14 protein-coding genes are annotated in these 13,899 nt (G+C 71.6%); 12 read left to right on the top strand and 2 right to left on the bottom strand.

Going from position 1 to position 13,899, the window contains the following annotated elements; all coding sequences use genetic code 11:
- The 9 genes from xerD to FK219_RS08710 all read left to right on the top strand — a co-directional run bounded on the left by xerD (position 1) and on the right by FK219_RS08710 (position 8,362).
- Positions 1-1,035, top strand: coding sequence for a site-specific tyrosine recombinase XerD (gene xerD, locus FK219_RS08750; protein ID WP_407941901.1), 1,035 nt, complete (start codon positions 1-3; stop codon positions 1,033-1,035).
- 64 nt (positions 1,036-1,099) lie between these two features.
- Complete coding sequence (locus tag FK219_RS08745; RefSeq protein ID WP_152583736.1) at positions 1,100-1,987, top strand: ParA family protein; 888 nt, start codon at positions 1,100-1,102, stop codon at positions 1,985-1,987.
- Positions 1,988-2,003: 16 nt separating this feature from the next.
- Positions 2,004-2,840 carry a segregation and condensation protein A gene (locus FK219_RS08740; RefSeq protein ID WP_152583761.1) on the top strand — a complete coding sequence of 279 codons (837 nt, stop codon included), beginning with the start codon at positions 2,004-2,006 and terminating at the stop codon, positions 2,838-2,840.
- Positions 2,830-3,501: an SMC-Scp complex subunit ScpB gene (scpB, locus tag FK219_RS08735; RefSeq protein ID WP_152583735.1), complete on the top strand. Its 672-nt coding sequence runs from the start codon at positions 2,830-2,832 to the stop codon at positions 3,499-3,501. Before FK219_RS08740 ends, scpB begins: the two co-directional genes overlap by 11 nt.
- Positions 3,491-4,348 carry a pseudouridine synthase gene (locus tag FK219_RS08730; protein WP_152583734.1) on the top strand — a complete coding sequence of 286 codons (858 nt, stop codon included), beginning with the start codon at positions 3,491-3,493 and terminating at the stop codon, positions 4,346-4,348. Before scpB ends, FK219_RS08730 begins: the two co-directional genes overlap by 11 nt.
- Positions 4,345-5,463, top strand: coding sequence for a prephenate dehydrogenase (locus FK219_RS08725; RefSeq protein ID WP_152583733.1), 1,119 nt, complete (start codon positions 4,345-4,347; stop codon positions 5,461-5,463). Before FK219_RS08730 ends, FK219_RS08725 begins: the two co-directional genes overlap by 4 nt.
- A gap of 59 nt (positions 5,464-5,522) precedes the next feature.
- Positions 5,523-6,188 (top strand): (d)CMP kinase, encoded by a 666-nt coding sequence (gene cmk, locus FK219_RS08720; protein WP_152583732.1) that lies wholly within the window; start codon positions 5,523-5,525, stop codon positions 6,186-6,188.
- Positions 6,185-7,750 (top strand): ribosome biogenesis GTPase Der, encoded by a 1,566-nt coding sequence (gene der, locus FK219_RS08715; protein ID WP_152583731.1) that lies wholly within the window; start codon positions 6,185-6,187, stop codon positions 7,748-7,750. The genes cmk and der overlap by 4 nt, the downstream gene beginning before the upstream one ends.
- Before the next feature lie 42 nt (positions 7,751-7,792).
- Positions 7,793-8,362 (top strand): MOSC domain-containing protein, encoded by a 570-nt coding sequence (locus FK219_RS08710; RefSeq protein WP_152583730.1) that lies wholly within the window; start codon positions 7,793-7,795, stop codon positions 8,360-8,362.
- Between the two features lie 135 nt (positions 8,363-8,497).
- Here FK219_RS08710 and FK219_RS08705 read toward each other — a convergent pair whose 3' ends face one another.
- Positions 8,498-9,283 (bottom strand): YqjF family protein, encoded by a 786-nt coding sequence (locus FK219_RS08705; RefSeq protein ID WP_152583729.1) that lies wholly within the window; start codon positions 9,281-9,283, stop codon positions 8,498-8,500.
- Between the two features lie 102 nt (positions 9,284-9,385).
- Between FK219_RS08705 and FK219_RS08700 the strand changes: the two genes are divergently transcribed.
- Together FK219_RS08700 and FK219_RS08695 are read left to right on the top strand one after the other, a co-directional pair.
- Positions 9,386-9,874: an NUDIX hydrolase gene (locus FK219_RS08700; protein ID WP_152583728.1), complete on the top strand. Its 489-nt coding sequence runs from the start codon at positions 9,386-9,388 to the stop codon at positions 9,872-9,874.
- A gap of 96 nt (positions 9,875-9,970) precedes the next feature.
- Complete coding sequence (locus tag FK219_RS08695; RefSeq protein WP_152583727.1) at positions 9,971-10,987, top strand: sodium:calcium antiporter; 1,017 nt, start codon at positions 9,971-9,973, stop codon at positions 10,985-10,987.
- A gap of 79 nt (positions 10,988-11,066) precedes the next feature.
- Here the strand turns inward: FK219_RS08695 and FK219_RS08690 are convergent, their stop codons facing one another.
- The gene (locus FK219_RS08690; protein WP_152583726.1) at positions 11,067-12,737 is read right to left on the bottom strand and encodes a cation:proton antiporter; all 1,671 of its coding nucleotides are present in this window, start codon (positions 12,735-12,737) and stop codon (positions 11,067-11,069) included.
- A 263-nt stretch (positions 12,738-13,000) separates the two neighbouring features.
- Here FK219_RS08690 and srmL point away from each other — a divergent pair, with 263 nt between their 5' ends.
- A complete protein-coding gene (gene srmL, locus FK219_RS08685) occupies positions 13,001-13,882 on the top strand; it encodes a PheS-related mystery ligase SrmL (RefSeq protein ID WP_328821656.1) in 882 nt (293 codons plus the stop codon).
- Positions 13,883-13,899 lie beyond the last annotated feature (17 nt).

The following is a 13,899-nucleotide window of genomic DNA, read 5'->3' as shown; positions in this document are numbered from 1 at the left end:
GTGTCGCCCCGCCCCGGTGCTGCGAGCGACACCCCGACGCCGGGCGGCGACGCGCCGCGCGCGGAGCCGGGCGACCGGGGTGACGCAACAGCCTCCCCGCGGGTAGCGTCGGCCATCGAGCGCGCCGTCGAGCGGTACGTGCGCCACGTCGCGCTCGAGCGCGGGCGCTCGCCGCACACGGTCTCGGCGTACCGGCGCGATCTGGCGCGCTACGCCGAGCATCTGCGCGCGCGAGGGATCGACGAGCCGGGGAGCATCGGCGAGGCCGATGTGTCGGCGTTCGTCGCGGCCGTCCGCGCGCCAGCCGACGGTTCGCCGGGGGTGGCGCCGTCCACGGCGGCGCGCATGCTGTCGAGCGTGCGCGGCTGGCACCGCTTCCTCGTCGAGGAGGGTCTGGCCGACCGCCACGTGTCGGCCGAGCAGCGCCCGCCGAAGCAGCCGCGCCGCCTGCCGAAGGCGATCAGCATCGACGAGGTGGAGCGCCTGCTGGAGGCGTGCGCGGGCGACGACCCGTTGCGGCTGCGCGACCGCGCCCTGCTCGAGCTGCTGTACGCGACGGGGGCGCGCGTGAGCGAGGCGGTTGACCTCGCGGTGGACGACGTGCTCGGCGACGACGGCGCCGTGGCGGAGGCGGTGCGGCTGTTCGGCAAGGGGCGCAAGCAGCGCCTCGTGCCCCTGGGTCGCTACGCGCGCGAGGCCCTCGAGGCGTACCTCGTGCGCGCGCGGCCGCTGCTCGCGCGGCAGGGCGGCTCGACGCCGGCGCTGTTCCTGGGGGCGCGCGGGGCGGCGCTGTCGCGGCAGAGCGTGTGGTTGGTGATCCGGGATGCTGCGGCGCGGGCATCCCTGACTGCCGAATTGTCGCCGCACACCCTGCGGCACTCTTTCGCGACCCACCTGCTGGAGGGCGGCGCCGACGTGCGCGTCGTGCAGGAGCTGCTCGGGCACGCCTCCGTCGCGACGACGCAGCTGTACACACTCGTGACGGCGGACGCCGTGCGCGAGGCGTGGGCGACGGCGCACCCGCGCGCGCTGTAGTCGCGCGGCCGTCGTGCGGAGCGCCGCCCAGCAGCACCGCCCGCGGTCACTAGACTGGGGCGCTATGAGTGGGGAGAGGTCAGACGAGTCGGCACTGCCGGGCTTCGACGACATGGTGCAGGGCCCGACCGGCCGCGCGCTGCGCGAATGGCCCGAGCCCCCGCCGCTCAGCGGCCACGGCCCCGCGCGCATCATCGCTCTGTGCAACCAGAAGGGCGGCGTCGGCAAGACGACGACCACGATCAGCCTCGGCGCGGCGCTCGCCGACTACGGCCGCCGCACGCTCGTCATCGACTTCGACCCGCAGGGCGCCCTCTCGGCGGGCCTCGGCATGCCCAGCCACGACGTCGTCACCATCTACGACCTGCTGCTCGGCAAAGAGAAGGACGCCCGCAAGGCCGTCCAGGCGACCAAGACCAAGGGCCTCGACCTCATCCCGGCCAACATCGACCTGAGCGCCGCCGAAGTGCACCTCGTCAACGAGGTGGCGCGCGAGCAGATCCTCGCCCGCGTGCTCGCCCCCGTCGTCGACGACTACGACGTCATCCTCATCGACTGCCAGCCGAGCCTCGGCCTCCTCACCGTCAACGCCCTCACGGCGGCGCACGGCGTGCTCATCCCGCTCGAGTGCGAGTACTTCGCGCTGCGCGGCGTCGCCCTGCTCGTGGAGACGATCGACAAGGTGCGCGACCGCCTCAACCCGGCCGTGCAGCTCGACGGCATCCTCGCCACCATGTACGACGCGCGCACCCTGCACAGCCGCGAGGTGCTCGAGCGCGTCGTCGAGGTGTTCGGCGAGAAGGTGCTCGAGACCGTCATCGGCCGCACCGTGAAGTTCCCCGACGCGACCGTCGCCGGCGCCCCCATCACGAGCTTCGCCCCCGACCACCCGGCCGCCGCCGCCTACCGCCAGCTGGCTCGAGAGCTGATCGCCCGTGGCCAGGTCGCCTGAGCCGACCGTCGCGGGGTTGGCTGCGCAGGCGGGCGCCGTCGCGGCGGCAGAGGCTTCTGTCGAGGATGCTCCGCGCGGGTTCCGCGTCACGCTCGACGACTTCGACGGCCCGTTCGACCTGCTGCTGAGCCTCATCACCAAGCGCGAGCGCGACATCACCGAGCTCAGCCTCAGTGCCGTGACGGACGAGTTTCTCGCCTACCTGCGCGCCCTCGAGGCGGAGGACCACCTCGACGAGGCGAGCGAGTTCCTCGTCATCGCCGTGACGCTGCTCGACCTCAAGATCGCGAGCCTGCTGCCGCAGGGCGAGCTCGTCGACGCGGAGGACGTCGCGCTGCTCGAAGCGCGCGACCTGCTCTTCGCCCGACTGCTGCAGTACCGCGCCTTCAAGGAGGCGAGCGCGTGGTTCGCCGAGCGGCTCGAGGCGGAGAGCCGCCGCCACGTGCGCTCCGTGCGGCTCGAGGACCAGTACCGGCAGCGCACGCCCGAGCTGCAGTGGACTCTCAGCCTCGACGACTTCGCGGCGCTCGCCCTGCTCGCCCTCACGCCGCGCGAGATCCCCCTCGTCGGCCTCGACCACCTGCACGCTCCGCTCATCTCGGTGCGCGAGCAGGCGGCGCACGTCGTCGCCCTCCTGCGGCGCGGCGACCCCGTGTCGTTCCGCCAGCTCATCGCGGGGGCCGAGGGCAAGGGCGTCATCGTCGCGCGCTTCCTCGCCCTGCTCGAGCTGTACCGGCACTCGGCCGTCGGCTTCGAGCAGCTCGAGCCCCTCGGCGAGCTCACCGTGCGGTGGACGGCCGAGAACTGGAGCGACGAGAACCTCGTGAACCTGGGGGCCGACTATGGCCAGTGACGCTGACGTGACCGAGGGCACGACGGCCGCGAGCGCGCCGGACGGCGCCGAGGAGACGGTGCCTGACGAGACCCCGGCCCCGGGCATCCCGGACCACATCGAGGTGGAGCGCGCCCTCGAGGCGATCCTCATGATCGTCGACGAGCCGCAGAGCCTCATCGGCCTCGCGAGCGCCCTCGGTCGGCCCGTCGGGGTCGTGCGGGCCGCGATCGCCGCGCTCGTCGCCGACTACGACGGCGAGGCGAGCGAGGACGGCACGCCGGGCACGCGGCGCGGCCTCGAGCTGCGCGAGGTCGGCGGCGGCTGGCGCATCTACGTACGCGGCGAGTACGACGACGTCGTGCGCGACTACGTGCAGACGCAGAACCCGTCGAAGCTCTCGCAGGCCGCCCTCGAGACGCTCGCCGTCATCGCCTACAAGCAGCCGATCAGCCGCGGGTCGATCGCGTCGATCCGCGCCGTCAACGTCGACTCGGTCGTGCGCACGCTCCTCGGGCGCGGGCTCATCACGGAAGCCTTCACCGACAGCGAGACGGGCGCCATCCACTACGCGACGACCGACCTGCTGCTCACGCAGCTCGGCATCAACTCGCTCGACGAGCTGCCCCAGATCTCACCGCTGCTCGACGACGGGAGCGCGGGGTTCGACGATGTCCGCTGACGGATACAGCGCTGACCAGCCTGCGGGGGAGCGCCTCCAGAAGGTCATGGCGGCCGCCGGTGTCGCCTCCCGCCGGGTGTGCGAGGACTACATCGCGCAGGGCCGGGTGACCGTCAACGGCGAGCCCGTCGTCGAGCCGGGGCGCCGCGTCGACCCTGCGGTCGACGAGGTCGCGCTCGACGGCGTGGCCATTCAGCTCGACACCACGAAGCGGTACGTCATGCTCAACAAGCCGACGGGCGTCGTGAGCACCATGAAGGACGAGAGCGGCCGCCCCGACCTGCGCCGCTACACCGACCGCTACGACGAGCGCCTCTACAACGTGGGCCGGCTCGACGCCGAGACGAGCGGACTGCTGCTGCTCACCAACGACGGCGAGCTCGCCAACGTGCTCGCCCACCCGCGCTTCGGCGTCGAGAAGACCTACATCGCCAAGGTGCGCGGCAGCGTCACCGCGCCCGTGCTGCGTCGCCTCAAGGAGGGCGTCGAGCTCGACGACGGCCCCATCGCGGCCGACGCGGCCCGGCTGCTCGGCAAGCCCGTGGGCGGGTACAGCATGGTCGAGCTCACGCTGCACTCCGGCCGCAACCGCATCGTGCGCCGCATGCTCGCCGCCGTCGACCACCCCGTCGTCGAGCTCGTGCGCCGCTCCTTCGGCCCGTTGCACCTCGGCACGCTCGCGGCGGGGGAGGTGCGCGACCTCACTAAGGTGGAGCGCGGCGCGCTGCTGACCCTGAGTCGCGCAGCCCGCAGCGGGTCGGATGCGACGGATGCCGCCGCCGCCGAAGCTCGCGCGACCGTCGACGACCCCGACACTCTCGACACGAACCCCGGAGCCCCCCGATGACCGAGCCACGCCCACGGCAGCCCGGCGCGCACGACCGCCGCCTGCAGGGCGACGTGCGCATCGTCGGGGCTGGACTGCTCGGCACGAGCATCGGGCTCGCGCTCACCGCGAAGGGCGTCGACGTCGCCCTGGCCGACCTGTCGCCGACGGCCGTGCGCCTCGCCGTCGACTACGGCGCCGGCCGCCCCGCGTCGGCGGGCGACCGCCCCGCGCTCGTCGTCGTCGCCGTGCCGCCCGACGTCACCGCGTCGACGGTGGCCGCCGAGCTGGAGGCGCATCCCGAGGCCCTCGTCACGGATGTCGCGAGCGTCAAGGGCAGCGTGCTCGCCGAGCTGCGCGCCATCGGCGCTGACGTGAGCCGCTATCTCGGCACGCACCCGATGGCGGGGCGCGAGCGCGGCGGGCCGATCTCGGCGCGCGCCGACCTCTTCGTGGGGCGGCCGTGGGTGCTCGCCGGCCACGACGGCATCAGTTACCGCGCGGCAGGAGCGATCGAAGACCTCATCCTCGACGTGGGCGCCGTGCCGATCGAGCTCAGCGTCGAGGAGCACGATCGCGCCGTGGCGCTCATCAGCCACGTGCCGCAGCTCGTCGCGACCGCGATGGCGGCGCGGCTGCGCGGCGCGAGCAACGCCGCCGTCGACCTCGCCGGGCAGGGAGTGCGCGACGTGACGCGCATCGCCTCGAGCGACCCCGGGCTGTGGGTGCAGATACTCGGGGCGAATGCGGGGCCCGTGGCGGGCATCCTGCGTTCGCTGCGCGACGACCTCGACGAAGCGATCAGCGCGCTCGAGCACCCGAATGCCAGCGGCTCGCGTCGAGCGCTCGCCGACCTGCTCGGCGCGGGCAACGCGGGTGTCGCGCGCATCCCCGGCAAGCACGGCGAGGACCGCCGGTACGCGCAGCTCATCGTCATGGTCGACGACACTCCCGGCCAGTTGGCGCGCCTGCTCACCGAGATCGGCGAGCTCGGCGTCAACATGGAAGACCTGCGGCTCGAGCACTCGCCCGGCGCGCCCATCGGCTTCGCCGAGATCTCCATCGTGCCCGAGGCCGAAGAGCGCCTCATCGCCGAGCTCGAGGCGCGCGGCTGGCGCATTGCCGGCGCGAGCTGAGCTGCCCCGACCATTCCTGCGCGGGCGCGCCTCGCCACGAATCCGACGAGAGGAACCCCATGAGCGACATCATCGTGGCCGTCGACGGCCCCGCCGGCAGCGGCAAGTCGAGTGTGAGCAAGGAGGCCGCCCTGCGCCTCGGATGGGCGTACCTCGACACCGGTGCCGCCTACCGCGCGCTCGCCTGGCACTGCCTCGATGAGGGCGTCGACACCGAGGATGCTGATGCCGTGGTCGCTCGTCTCGCCGACTTCGACTACTCGATCGGGATGGACCCCCAGCACTACTTCGTGCGCGTGGGCGGCGAGGAGATCACGCGCGACATCCGCGAGCCGCGCGTGAGCGCCGTCGTGAGCCACATCGCGCGCGTGCCCGAGGTGCGCGTGGGGCTCAACGACCTGTTCCGTCGGCTCATGGCGGAGAACCCCAAGGACGGCGTGATCGTCGAGGGCCGCGACATCACGACGGTCGTCGCGCCCGATGCGCCGGTGCGCGTACTGCTGACCGCCAGTGCGGAGGCTAGAATGGCGAGAAGGTCGGCGGAGCTGAGCGCCGTGTCGGCCGAGGCGACCGCGCAGCAGCTGGCCTCGCGGGATGCCCAGGATTCCCGCGTGGTGGATTTCATGAATGCCGCTGAGGGCGTCACCACTCTCGACTCCACCGACCTCGACTTCGAGCAGACGGTGCTGGCGCTCCTCGACATCGTGCATGCAAGGACCCCATGACTGACACCACCCCCGGCTCTCCCGGTGACGATGACGCCCGCGACTCCGCGGGTGATGACTACCCCGAGCTCGCGCCCGAGGCGGCAGGCGAGGTCGCCGCGCGCCTGGCCGACCTCGATGAGGATCTCGCCGCGAAGCGCGCGGATGCTCTACGCGCCGGCCTCGCCGACTACGACCTCGATGACGACGACCTCGACCTGCTCGAGGGCGCGACCGTCGGGGAGGACGGCATCATCACGATGCCGGCCCTGCCGGTGCTCGCGATCGTCGGCCGCCCGAACGTGGGCAAGAGCGCTCTCGTCAACCGCATCCTCGGCCGTCGCGAGGCGGTCGTGGAGGACACTCCGGGCGTCACGCGCGACCGTGTGACGTACAAGGCGGAGTGGAACACGCGCCGCTTCACGCTCGTCGACACGGGCGGGTGGGAGCCCGACGCCTCGGGCATCAACGCGTCGGTCGCGGCGCAGGCCGAGGTCGCGGTCGATCTGGCGGATGCTGTGCTCTTCGTCGTCGACGCCATCACGGGTGCCACCGCGACCGACGAGTTCGTCGTGAAGATGCTGCGCCGCTCCAACAAGCCCGTCATCCTCGCCGCGAACAAGGTGGACGATGCGCGCCAGGAGCCGGAGGCCGCCGCGCTGTGGAATCTCGGTCTCGGCGAGCCGTGGCCCGTCTCGGCCCTGCACGGCCGCGGCGTCGCCGACCTGCTCGACCACATCCTCACGGTGCTGCCGAGCGTGTCGGCGGTCGCGAAGGAGGAGTACGGCGGGCCCCGCCGCGTCGCGTTGCTGGGCCGCCCCAACGTGGGCAAGTCGAGCCTGCTCAACAAGGCGGCGCGCGAGGAGCGCGTCGTCGTCAACGAGCTCGCGGGCACGACACGAGACCCGATCGACGAGCAGGTGGAGCTCGGCGGGCGCATCTGGCGCTTCGTCGACACGGCCGGCATCCGCCGCCGCGTGCACCTGCAGCAGGGTGCCGACTTCTACGCCTCACTGCGCACGGCGGCCGCGCTCGAGAAGGCGGAGGTCGCGGTCGTGCTGCTCGACGTGACGGAGCCGCTGAGCGAGCAGGATGTGCGCATCATCGACCTCGTGCTCGAGTCGGGGCGCGCCCTCGTGCTGGCGTTCAACAAGTGGGATCTGCTCGACGACGAGCGCCGCCGCTACCTGGAGCGCGAGATCGAGCAGGATCTCGCGCACGTCGCGTGGGCGCCGCGCATCAACATGTCGGCGCGCACGGGACGCCACTTGGAGAAGCTCGTACCCGGCCTGGAGCTCGCGCTCGAGTCGTGGGATACGCGTATTCCGACCGGAAAGCTCAACGCGTTCATCAGCGAGCTCACGGCGGAGCATCCTCACCCGGTGCGCGGGGGCAAGCAGCCGCGCATCCTGTTCGCGACGCAGGCGTCGACGCGCCCGCCGACGTTCGTGCTGTTCACGACCGGGTTCCTCGACCCGCAGTACCGCCGTTTCATCACGCGGCGCCTGCGCGAGGTCTGGGGCTTCGAGGGAACCCCCATCCAGGTGAACATGCGAGTTCGGGAAAAGCGCCAGCGCAAGTAGGTGGTTCTTCGCGAGTGTCCGCTTGCGTTCTAGGCTGACAGCATGCCCCCTCATGCTTCGGTCTCCGCCGTGTGCGTCGTCCACCAGCTCATCCCCGACTACGGCGGCCCCGACGGCGTGACGGCGATCGACAAGCGCGCGACCGCCGAGCCGGTCAAGGTCGGCGAGTTCGGGCTGCGCGGTGACGTGCAGGTCGATCGCAAGCACCACGGCGGTCACGACAAGGCCGTGTACCTCTACAGCCAGTCGGATGCCGACTTCTGGCAGGCCGAGCTGGGCCGCGAGCTGCACCCCGGCTGGTTCGGCGAGAACCTGCGCGTCGAGGGCCTCGACGTCAACGCCGCGCGCGTGGGGGAGCGGTGGCGCATCGGCGAGGGGTCCGACGCGGTGGAGCTCGAGCTGACGATGCCGCGCACGCCGTGCCAGACGTTCGCCCGCTGGGTCGGCGGCGAGGATGCTCGGGGCTGGGTCAAGCGCTTCGCCGACGCTCGACGGCTCGGGGCGTACGCGCGCGTCGTGCGCAAGGGCGTCGTGCGCGCGGGCGACCCGATCACGGTCGTGAGCGTGCCCGACGTGGCGCCGACGATCGCGGGCGCCTTCCGCCACGAGTAGCCGCGCCGTCGGTAGCCGATTTTCCCCCGGCGGCCCTTCCACAACTTCGGAGTGGCGCTCGGAGGCTGTCGGCGGGGCTGCTTCCACTCCGAAGTTGTGGAAGCGGGCGGGGACCGCCTCGGGGACCCGCCGCTGCTACGCGACGCGCGTGGGCGCCGCGAACTCGGTCGTGACGCCGGGGTGCCGCAGCGGGGTCGCGAGCACCGAGTCGGGCGGGCGCTCCGCGAGGTCGGGGAATCCGGCGGCCGCGAGCAGCTCGTCGTCGAGGTGCAGCAGCTCGGCGTCGACGAGCGGCCACGGCTCGTGCGTGTTGCGCGCGAAGATCGTGCGCCCCAGGTGCCGCTCGTGGAACCCCCAGCGCGCGGTGAGGAAGCGGCTGAGCGGCGTGTCGACCGGGGCGGCGCCGGGGCGAGCGTGAATGCGGGTGCACGGTCGGGCGCCGGTGCGTCGTCGCGCGCGGTACTCGAGGGTGTCGGCGGTGAGGCGCATCCCGGCCTGGGTCCAGCGGTACGGCAGGCCGAACAGTGCCTGCGCGGCGAGGACGGAGGGCAACCGTTCGGCGTCAAGCGAGCGGAAGACCACCCCGCGCTGACCGCGCTCGTCGACCGAGTAGGTGCGCACGTTGATCTCGATGAACGTGCCCGCACCGGGTACGGGCGGCAGCGGCAGGAAAGCGTGGTCGCTCAGCACGAACGGGATGAGCCCCACCCACGCGCTGCCGTCGTGCACGTCGGGCCGCGTGCCGGGCGGCAGCATGGGCGCGACGAGCTGCGGGTCGACGCGCCAGTGGAGGAACACGAAGTCGCTCCAGCGCTGGCGGATGATCGCGCGGCCCGGCAGTGGGGGCGCGATCGCGCTGAGCGGGGGCGCGATCGAGCTGAGCGGTGGCACAGCCGCGTCGGGCGGGGGAGCGTCGACCATGCCCCCATCATGCCCCGCACCGCCGCTGTCTACCCGCCCACGCGGCTCGCGTGGGAGAGCGCGCGGCACTCTCGCAGGGGTGCGGCGTAGCCTGAGAGCATCATGACCGAACGACCTCCGCTGCCGCCGCCGCACCTGCGCGACCCCGGCGACGCGTGGGTCGAGGGCCCCGACGGCACGAAGTACTGGGGCCGCTTCGGCGCGGCCGGCCTGCTGGCGTGGCACCTCGAGGCGGGCGTCCTGCTGCAGCATCGCGCCGCCTGGTCGCATCACGGCGACACGTGGGGCCTGCCTGGCGGCGCGCGCAAGCAGGGCGAGTCGGCCCAGGACGCCGCCGTGCGCGAAGCCATCGAGGAGGCCGGCGTGCCGCCCGACGAGGTCAGCCTCCTGTTCGAGAGCGTCTACGACATCGGCTTCTGGTCGTACACGACCGTCGCGGTGCGCGTCGACCGGCTCTTCGCCCCCCTTGTCGCCGACGCGGAGAGCGTCGCCGTGCGCTGGGTTCCCCTCGACGACGTGGATGCTCTGCCCCTGCACCCCGGATTCGCCGCCAGCTGGCCGGCCCTCCGCGAACGACTGAGCCTGCACTGAGTTCATGAACCGCGCCGGGCTCGTCGCCAGCGACGAGCCCGTGAACCGCCCGTGTGCGCCTCGACGGCCCGCGCCGTCCGCTGGCAGAGTGGAGCGATGACGCACGTCTGGCCGTTACTGCCGAGCATCATCGGGCTCGCCGCCTCCGTCGTGCTGCTCGGCTTCGCCGGCACGCGCCTGGCGAAGACGGCCGACGAGCTGGCCGATCGCACGGGACTCGGCGAGGCCGTGGCCGGGGCGCTGTTCCTCGGTGCGGTGACCTCGTTGCCGGGCATCCTCACCACCATCACGGGAGCCCTGGGCGGTGACGCCGAATTCGCCCTCGCGAACCCGATCGGCGGCGTCGCGATTCAGACCGTGTGGCTCGCCATCGCCGACCTCGTCTACCGCCGCGCGAACCTCGAGCACGCGGCGGCGTCGCTCGACAACCTGCTGCAGGCGCTCATCCTCGTCGGGCTGCTCGCCCTGCCGATCATCGCCTACGCGACGCCCGACCTCGCGATCGGGTGGTTCCACCCGGCGACGCTCGCCATTCCGCTGTTCTACGCCTACGGGCTGCGGCTGCTGCGGCAGATGCGCGAAGCGCCCATGTGGTCGCCGCGCATGACGCGCGACACCCGCACCGACGACGGGGAAGACCACAGCACGACCTCGACGCGACGGCTGTGGACGACGCTCGCCGTGCTCGCCGTCATCGTCGGCGTGACCGGCTGGGTGATCGGGCAGTCGGGTCTGGGCCTCATCGCCGCGACCGGGTGGCCGAGCGCGGTGACCGGGTTCACGGTGACGACGGCGATCTCGTCGCTGCCGGAGCTCATCACGCTGCTCGCGGCCGTGCGCCTCGGCGCGCTCACCCTCGGCGTGGGCGGCATCATCGGCGGCAACGTCTTCGACACGCTCATGATCGCCGTCGCCGACGCGTTCTACCTGGAGGGCACCATCTACGCCAACGTGGGCCCGGCGAGTCTCGTGCTGCTCGGCGGCACGATTCTCATCACGGCGGTGCTCGCCGCGGGGCTCGTCGTGCGCGACCGGCGCGGCATCGGCTTCGAGGGCATCGCCCTGCCCAGCCTCTATCTGGCGACGGTGGGCGGGGCAATCTGGGCCGGCTGAACTCGGCGCCCCCGATCCGCGCGATGGCCCGGACGACCGCGCCGGTGGGGATGCGCGCCGCGCTCTGATCGGCGCCTGCTCACGGCGTCTCAGGCTCGGTGTTCTCGAGTCGCCGCAGTGTGTCGATGGCGTCGTCGGCAGCGTCGCGGAACGGGTGCAGCACGGTGGAGATCGTGCCGTCGGCCACAGCCGCGTCGTAGAGCGAGCCGACGGCGTCGGTGTGCGCAGTGACCGCGATGGGGCACGTGGCCCCGTGCTGCCGCAGTGCGGTGGCGAGCACGATGCTCGTGCCGGCGTCGGGCACGGTGCTGATGATCCAGCGCGCGTGGCGGATGGGGAGTGCGTCGGGGAAGTCGGGGCTGCTCGCGTCCCCGAACACGACGGTCACGCGGTCGGCGAGGTCGGCGTCGTCGATCTGTGCTTGCGCGTACGGATCCCACTCGACGACGAGCACGGTGCAGCCGGTGCCGACAATCTCGGCGACGAGCTGCTTGCCGAACCGGCCGTAGCCGAACACGATCGCGTCATAGGTCTCGGGCTCGTAGTCGGTCGCCGGTACTGTGCGCTTGCGCTCGAAGATGCGCAGGGCAGGCTCGAGCCACGCGTAGATCTGCTTCGAGTAGAGGATGAGGTAGGTCGATCCGGCGATCGTGATGAGCCCGACGAGGGTGACGAGCCCGACCATGTCGTCGCCGACCTGGTCGAGGTCACGGCCGAGCGCGATGAGGATGAGGCTGAACTCGCTGATCTGGGCGACGGCGAGGCCGGCGAGGAAGCCCACGCGGCTCGGATAGCCCATGAGGCCCATGATGATGAGCACGATGAGCGGGTTGCCGATGAGGACGAAGAGCGAGAAGACGATCGCTGCGGGGATCTGCTCGCCGATGGCGCTGAAGTCGAGCTGCGCGCCGAGGGTGATGAAGAAGAACAGCAGCAGGAAGTCGCGCAGGCCGCTGAGGGAGGCCGCGATCGTCTCGCGGTAGCGCGTGGAGGCGAGGGCGAAGCCGGCGAGGAACGCGCCGACCTCGATGGAGAAGCCGAGGATGTCGGTGAGCGCGGCGAGGGCCACGGCCCACGCGACGCTCCAGACGATGAGCAGCTCTTGACTGGTGGCGAGCAGCTTGAGCAGCCACGGCAGAACCCACCGGGCGACGACGTACAGTCCGCCCAGCAGGCCGACGGCGCTGATGATGAGGAAAAGCGCCTGCTCGCCGATGGAGCCGTCGCGGCCGCCGCCGAAGCTCGTGAGAGCGATCATCGCGAGGATGACGACGATGTCTTGCACGATGAGGAAGCCGAGCGCGATGCGGCCGTGCAGCTCGTCGAGTTCGCGCTTATCGGTGAGGAGCTTGACGATGATGATCGTCGAGGAGAACGTCAGGGCGACGGCGACGTAGATCGCTGCGACGAGGTCGATGCCGAACAGCACCGCGATGACCCACCCGATGAGGGATGTGAAGACGACTTGCCCGAGCCCGGTCAGCAGGGCGACCGTGCCGATGCTGCGCACGAGTCTGATGTCGAGCTTGAGCCCGACGAGGAACAGCAGGATGGCGATGCCGATCTCGGCGAGCAGGTCGAGCGCTTCTGCCTCTTCGACGAGGCCGAGCACGTTCGGCCCGACGACGATGCCAACGAGGATGAACGCGATGATGAGCGGCTGCTTGGCGCGGTGCGCGAGGAACGCGACCGCGCCGGCGATCGCGAGGATGGCGGCGGTGAGGCCGAAGGTGTCGAGCTCGAGCTCCATGAAGACACGCTAGCAAGCGCACGTTGCGGGCGGGTTTCGCACTGTCGACCGCGCGACGCCCGGCGCTAACCTCGGGCTCATGAGCATGTGCCTGCGATTTCTCAGCCCTCGGCCGCTTCCCGGCCGAGTCGGGCTGATGCTGCGCGCGTAGTCCCGAGTCGGACAACCGCTCGGCCGAGGGGAACGCCTCCTTCTTCCTCCGCCGAACGACAAGGACTCTGTCGATGTATCTCAGCTCTTCCGAACTCTGCGCTGCCCTCGCGGTGCCTGACCTCTCTGATTCTTCCGGTGACGACCCCGCCGGCGGTGTTCACGCTCTTGCGCTTCTTTTCGACTGCATCATCGAGGCGGCGACTGCTCCGGATGCCCTGCCTCACCGCGTCGTGCGGTCGAGCCCTCTCGTGGCCACCGTCGACAACTACGACGCGCTCGGCTTCGACGCGCGGGCGATCACCCGAGATCGCCGGCACTCGCGGTACGTGAGCCCGACGGTCATGCTCCGCAGCCACACGTCGGCGGGCATCCCAGCCCTGTTGAGGCAGCTGGAGGCCGATGGTGATCGGGACGAAGTGCTCGTGCTGCCGGGCCTGGTGTTTCGCCGCGACCAGATCGACCGCACTCACGTGGCAGCCCCTCACCAGGTGGACGTGTGGCGGGTGAGCGCGCCGACGCGGCGCAAGGTCGCCGAGCTCAGAGACATGGTCGACGCTCTTGTGTCGGCGGTGCTGCCGGGTGCGCGCTGGCGGGAGGTGCCGGCCGCGCACCCGTACACGCAGAAGGGGAGGCAGATCGACGTGCTTCTCGACGGCGAGTGGCTGGAGCTTGCCGAGTGCGGACTGATCGACCCGGCCCTGCTGGCGCGCTGCGGCCTGGACCCGGAGCGCTGGTCGGGGCTGGCGCTCGGACTTGGCCTTGATCGCGCACTCATGCTGCGGAAGGGGATCGACGACATTCGCGTTCTGCGGTCGACGGATCCGCGCGCGGTGGCTCAACTGCGCGACCTGACCCCGTGGCGGCCGATATCGACCCTACCGCTGGTGACGCGCGACCTGTCGATCTTGATCGACGAGGACGACGATGATGAGACGCTCGGCGATACCGTGCGCAGAGCCCTCGGTGCAGTCGGGATGCCCGAGCTCACCTAACCGCCGCGCGAGCTCGC

It is taken from the genome of Microcella pacifica, from assembly GCF_009371975.2.
In the GTDB taxonomy this organism is placed as follows: domain Bacteria; phylum Actinomycetota; class Actinomycetes; order Actinomycetales; family Microbacteriaceae; genus Microcella; species Microcella pacifica.
Note: the sequence above shows the minus strand (reverse complement) of the source record. Positions and strands in the feature narration are given on the sequence as shown.

Coding starts and splice junctions, on each gene's coding strand:
- FK219_RS08745 (WP_152583736.1), top strand. CDS start 1,100: ATGAGTGGGGAGAGGTCAGACGAGTCGGCACTGCCGGGCTTCGACGAC.
- scpB (WP_152583735.1), top strand. CDS start 2,830: ATGGCCAGTGACGCTGACGTGACCGAGGGCACGACGGCCGCGAGCGCG.
- FK219_RS08730 (WP_152583734.1), top strand. CDS start 3,491: ATGTCCGCTGACGGATACAGCGCTGACCAGCCTGCGGGGGAGCGCCTC.
- FK219_RS08725 (WP_152583733.1), top strand. CDS start 4,345: ATGACCGAGCCACGCCCACGGCAGCCCGGCGCGCACGACCGCCGCCTG.
- cmk (WP_152583732.1), top strand. CDS start 5,523: ATGAGCGACATCATCGTGGCCGTCGACGGCCCCGCCGGCAGCGGCAAG.
- der (WP_152583731.1), top strand. CDS start 6,185: ATGACTGACACCACCCCCGGCTCTCCCGGTGACGATGACGCCCGCGAC.
- FK219_RS08710 (WP_152583730.1), top strand. CDS start 7,793: ATGCCCCCTCATGCTTCGGTCTCCGCCGTGTGCGTCGTCCACCAGCTC.
- FK219_RS08705 (WP_152583729.1), bottom strand. CDS start 9,283: ATGGTCGACGCTCCCCCGCCCGACGCGGCTGTGCCACCGCTCAGCTCG.
- FK219_RS08700 (WP_152583728.1), top strand. CDS start 9,386: ATGACCGAACGACCTCCGCTGCCGCCGCCGCACCTGCGCGACCCCGGC.
- FK219_RS08695 (WP_152583727.1), top strand. CDS start 9,971: ATGACGCACGTCTGGCCGTTACTGCCGAGCATCATCGGGCTCGCCGCC.
- FK219_RS08690 (WP_152583726.1), bottom strand. CDS start 12,737: ATGGAGCTCGAGCTCGACACCTTCGGCCTCACCGCCGCCATCCTCGCG.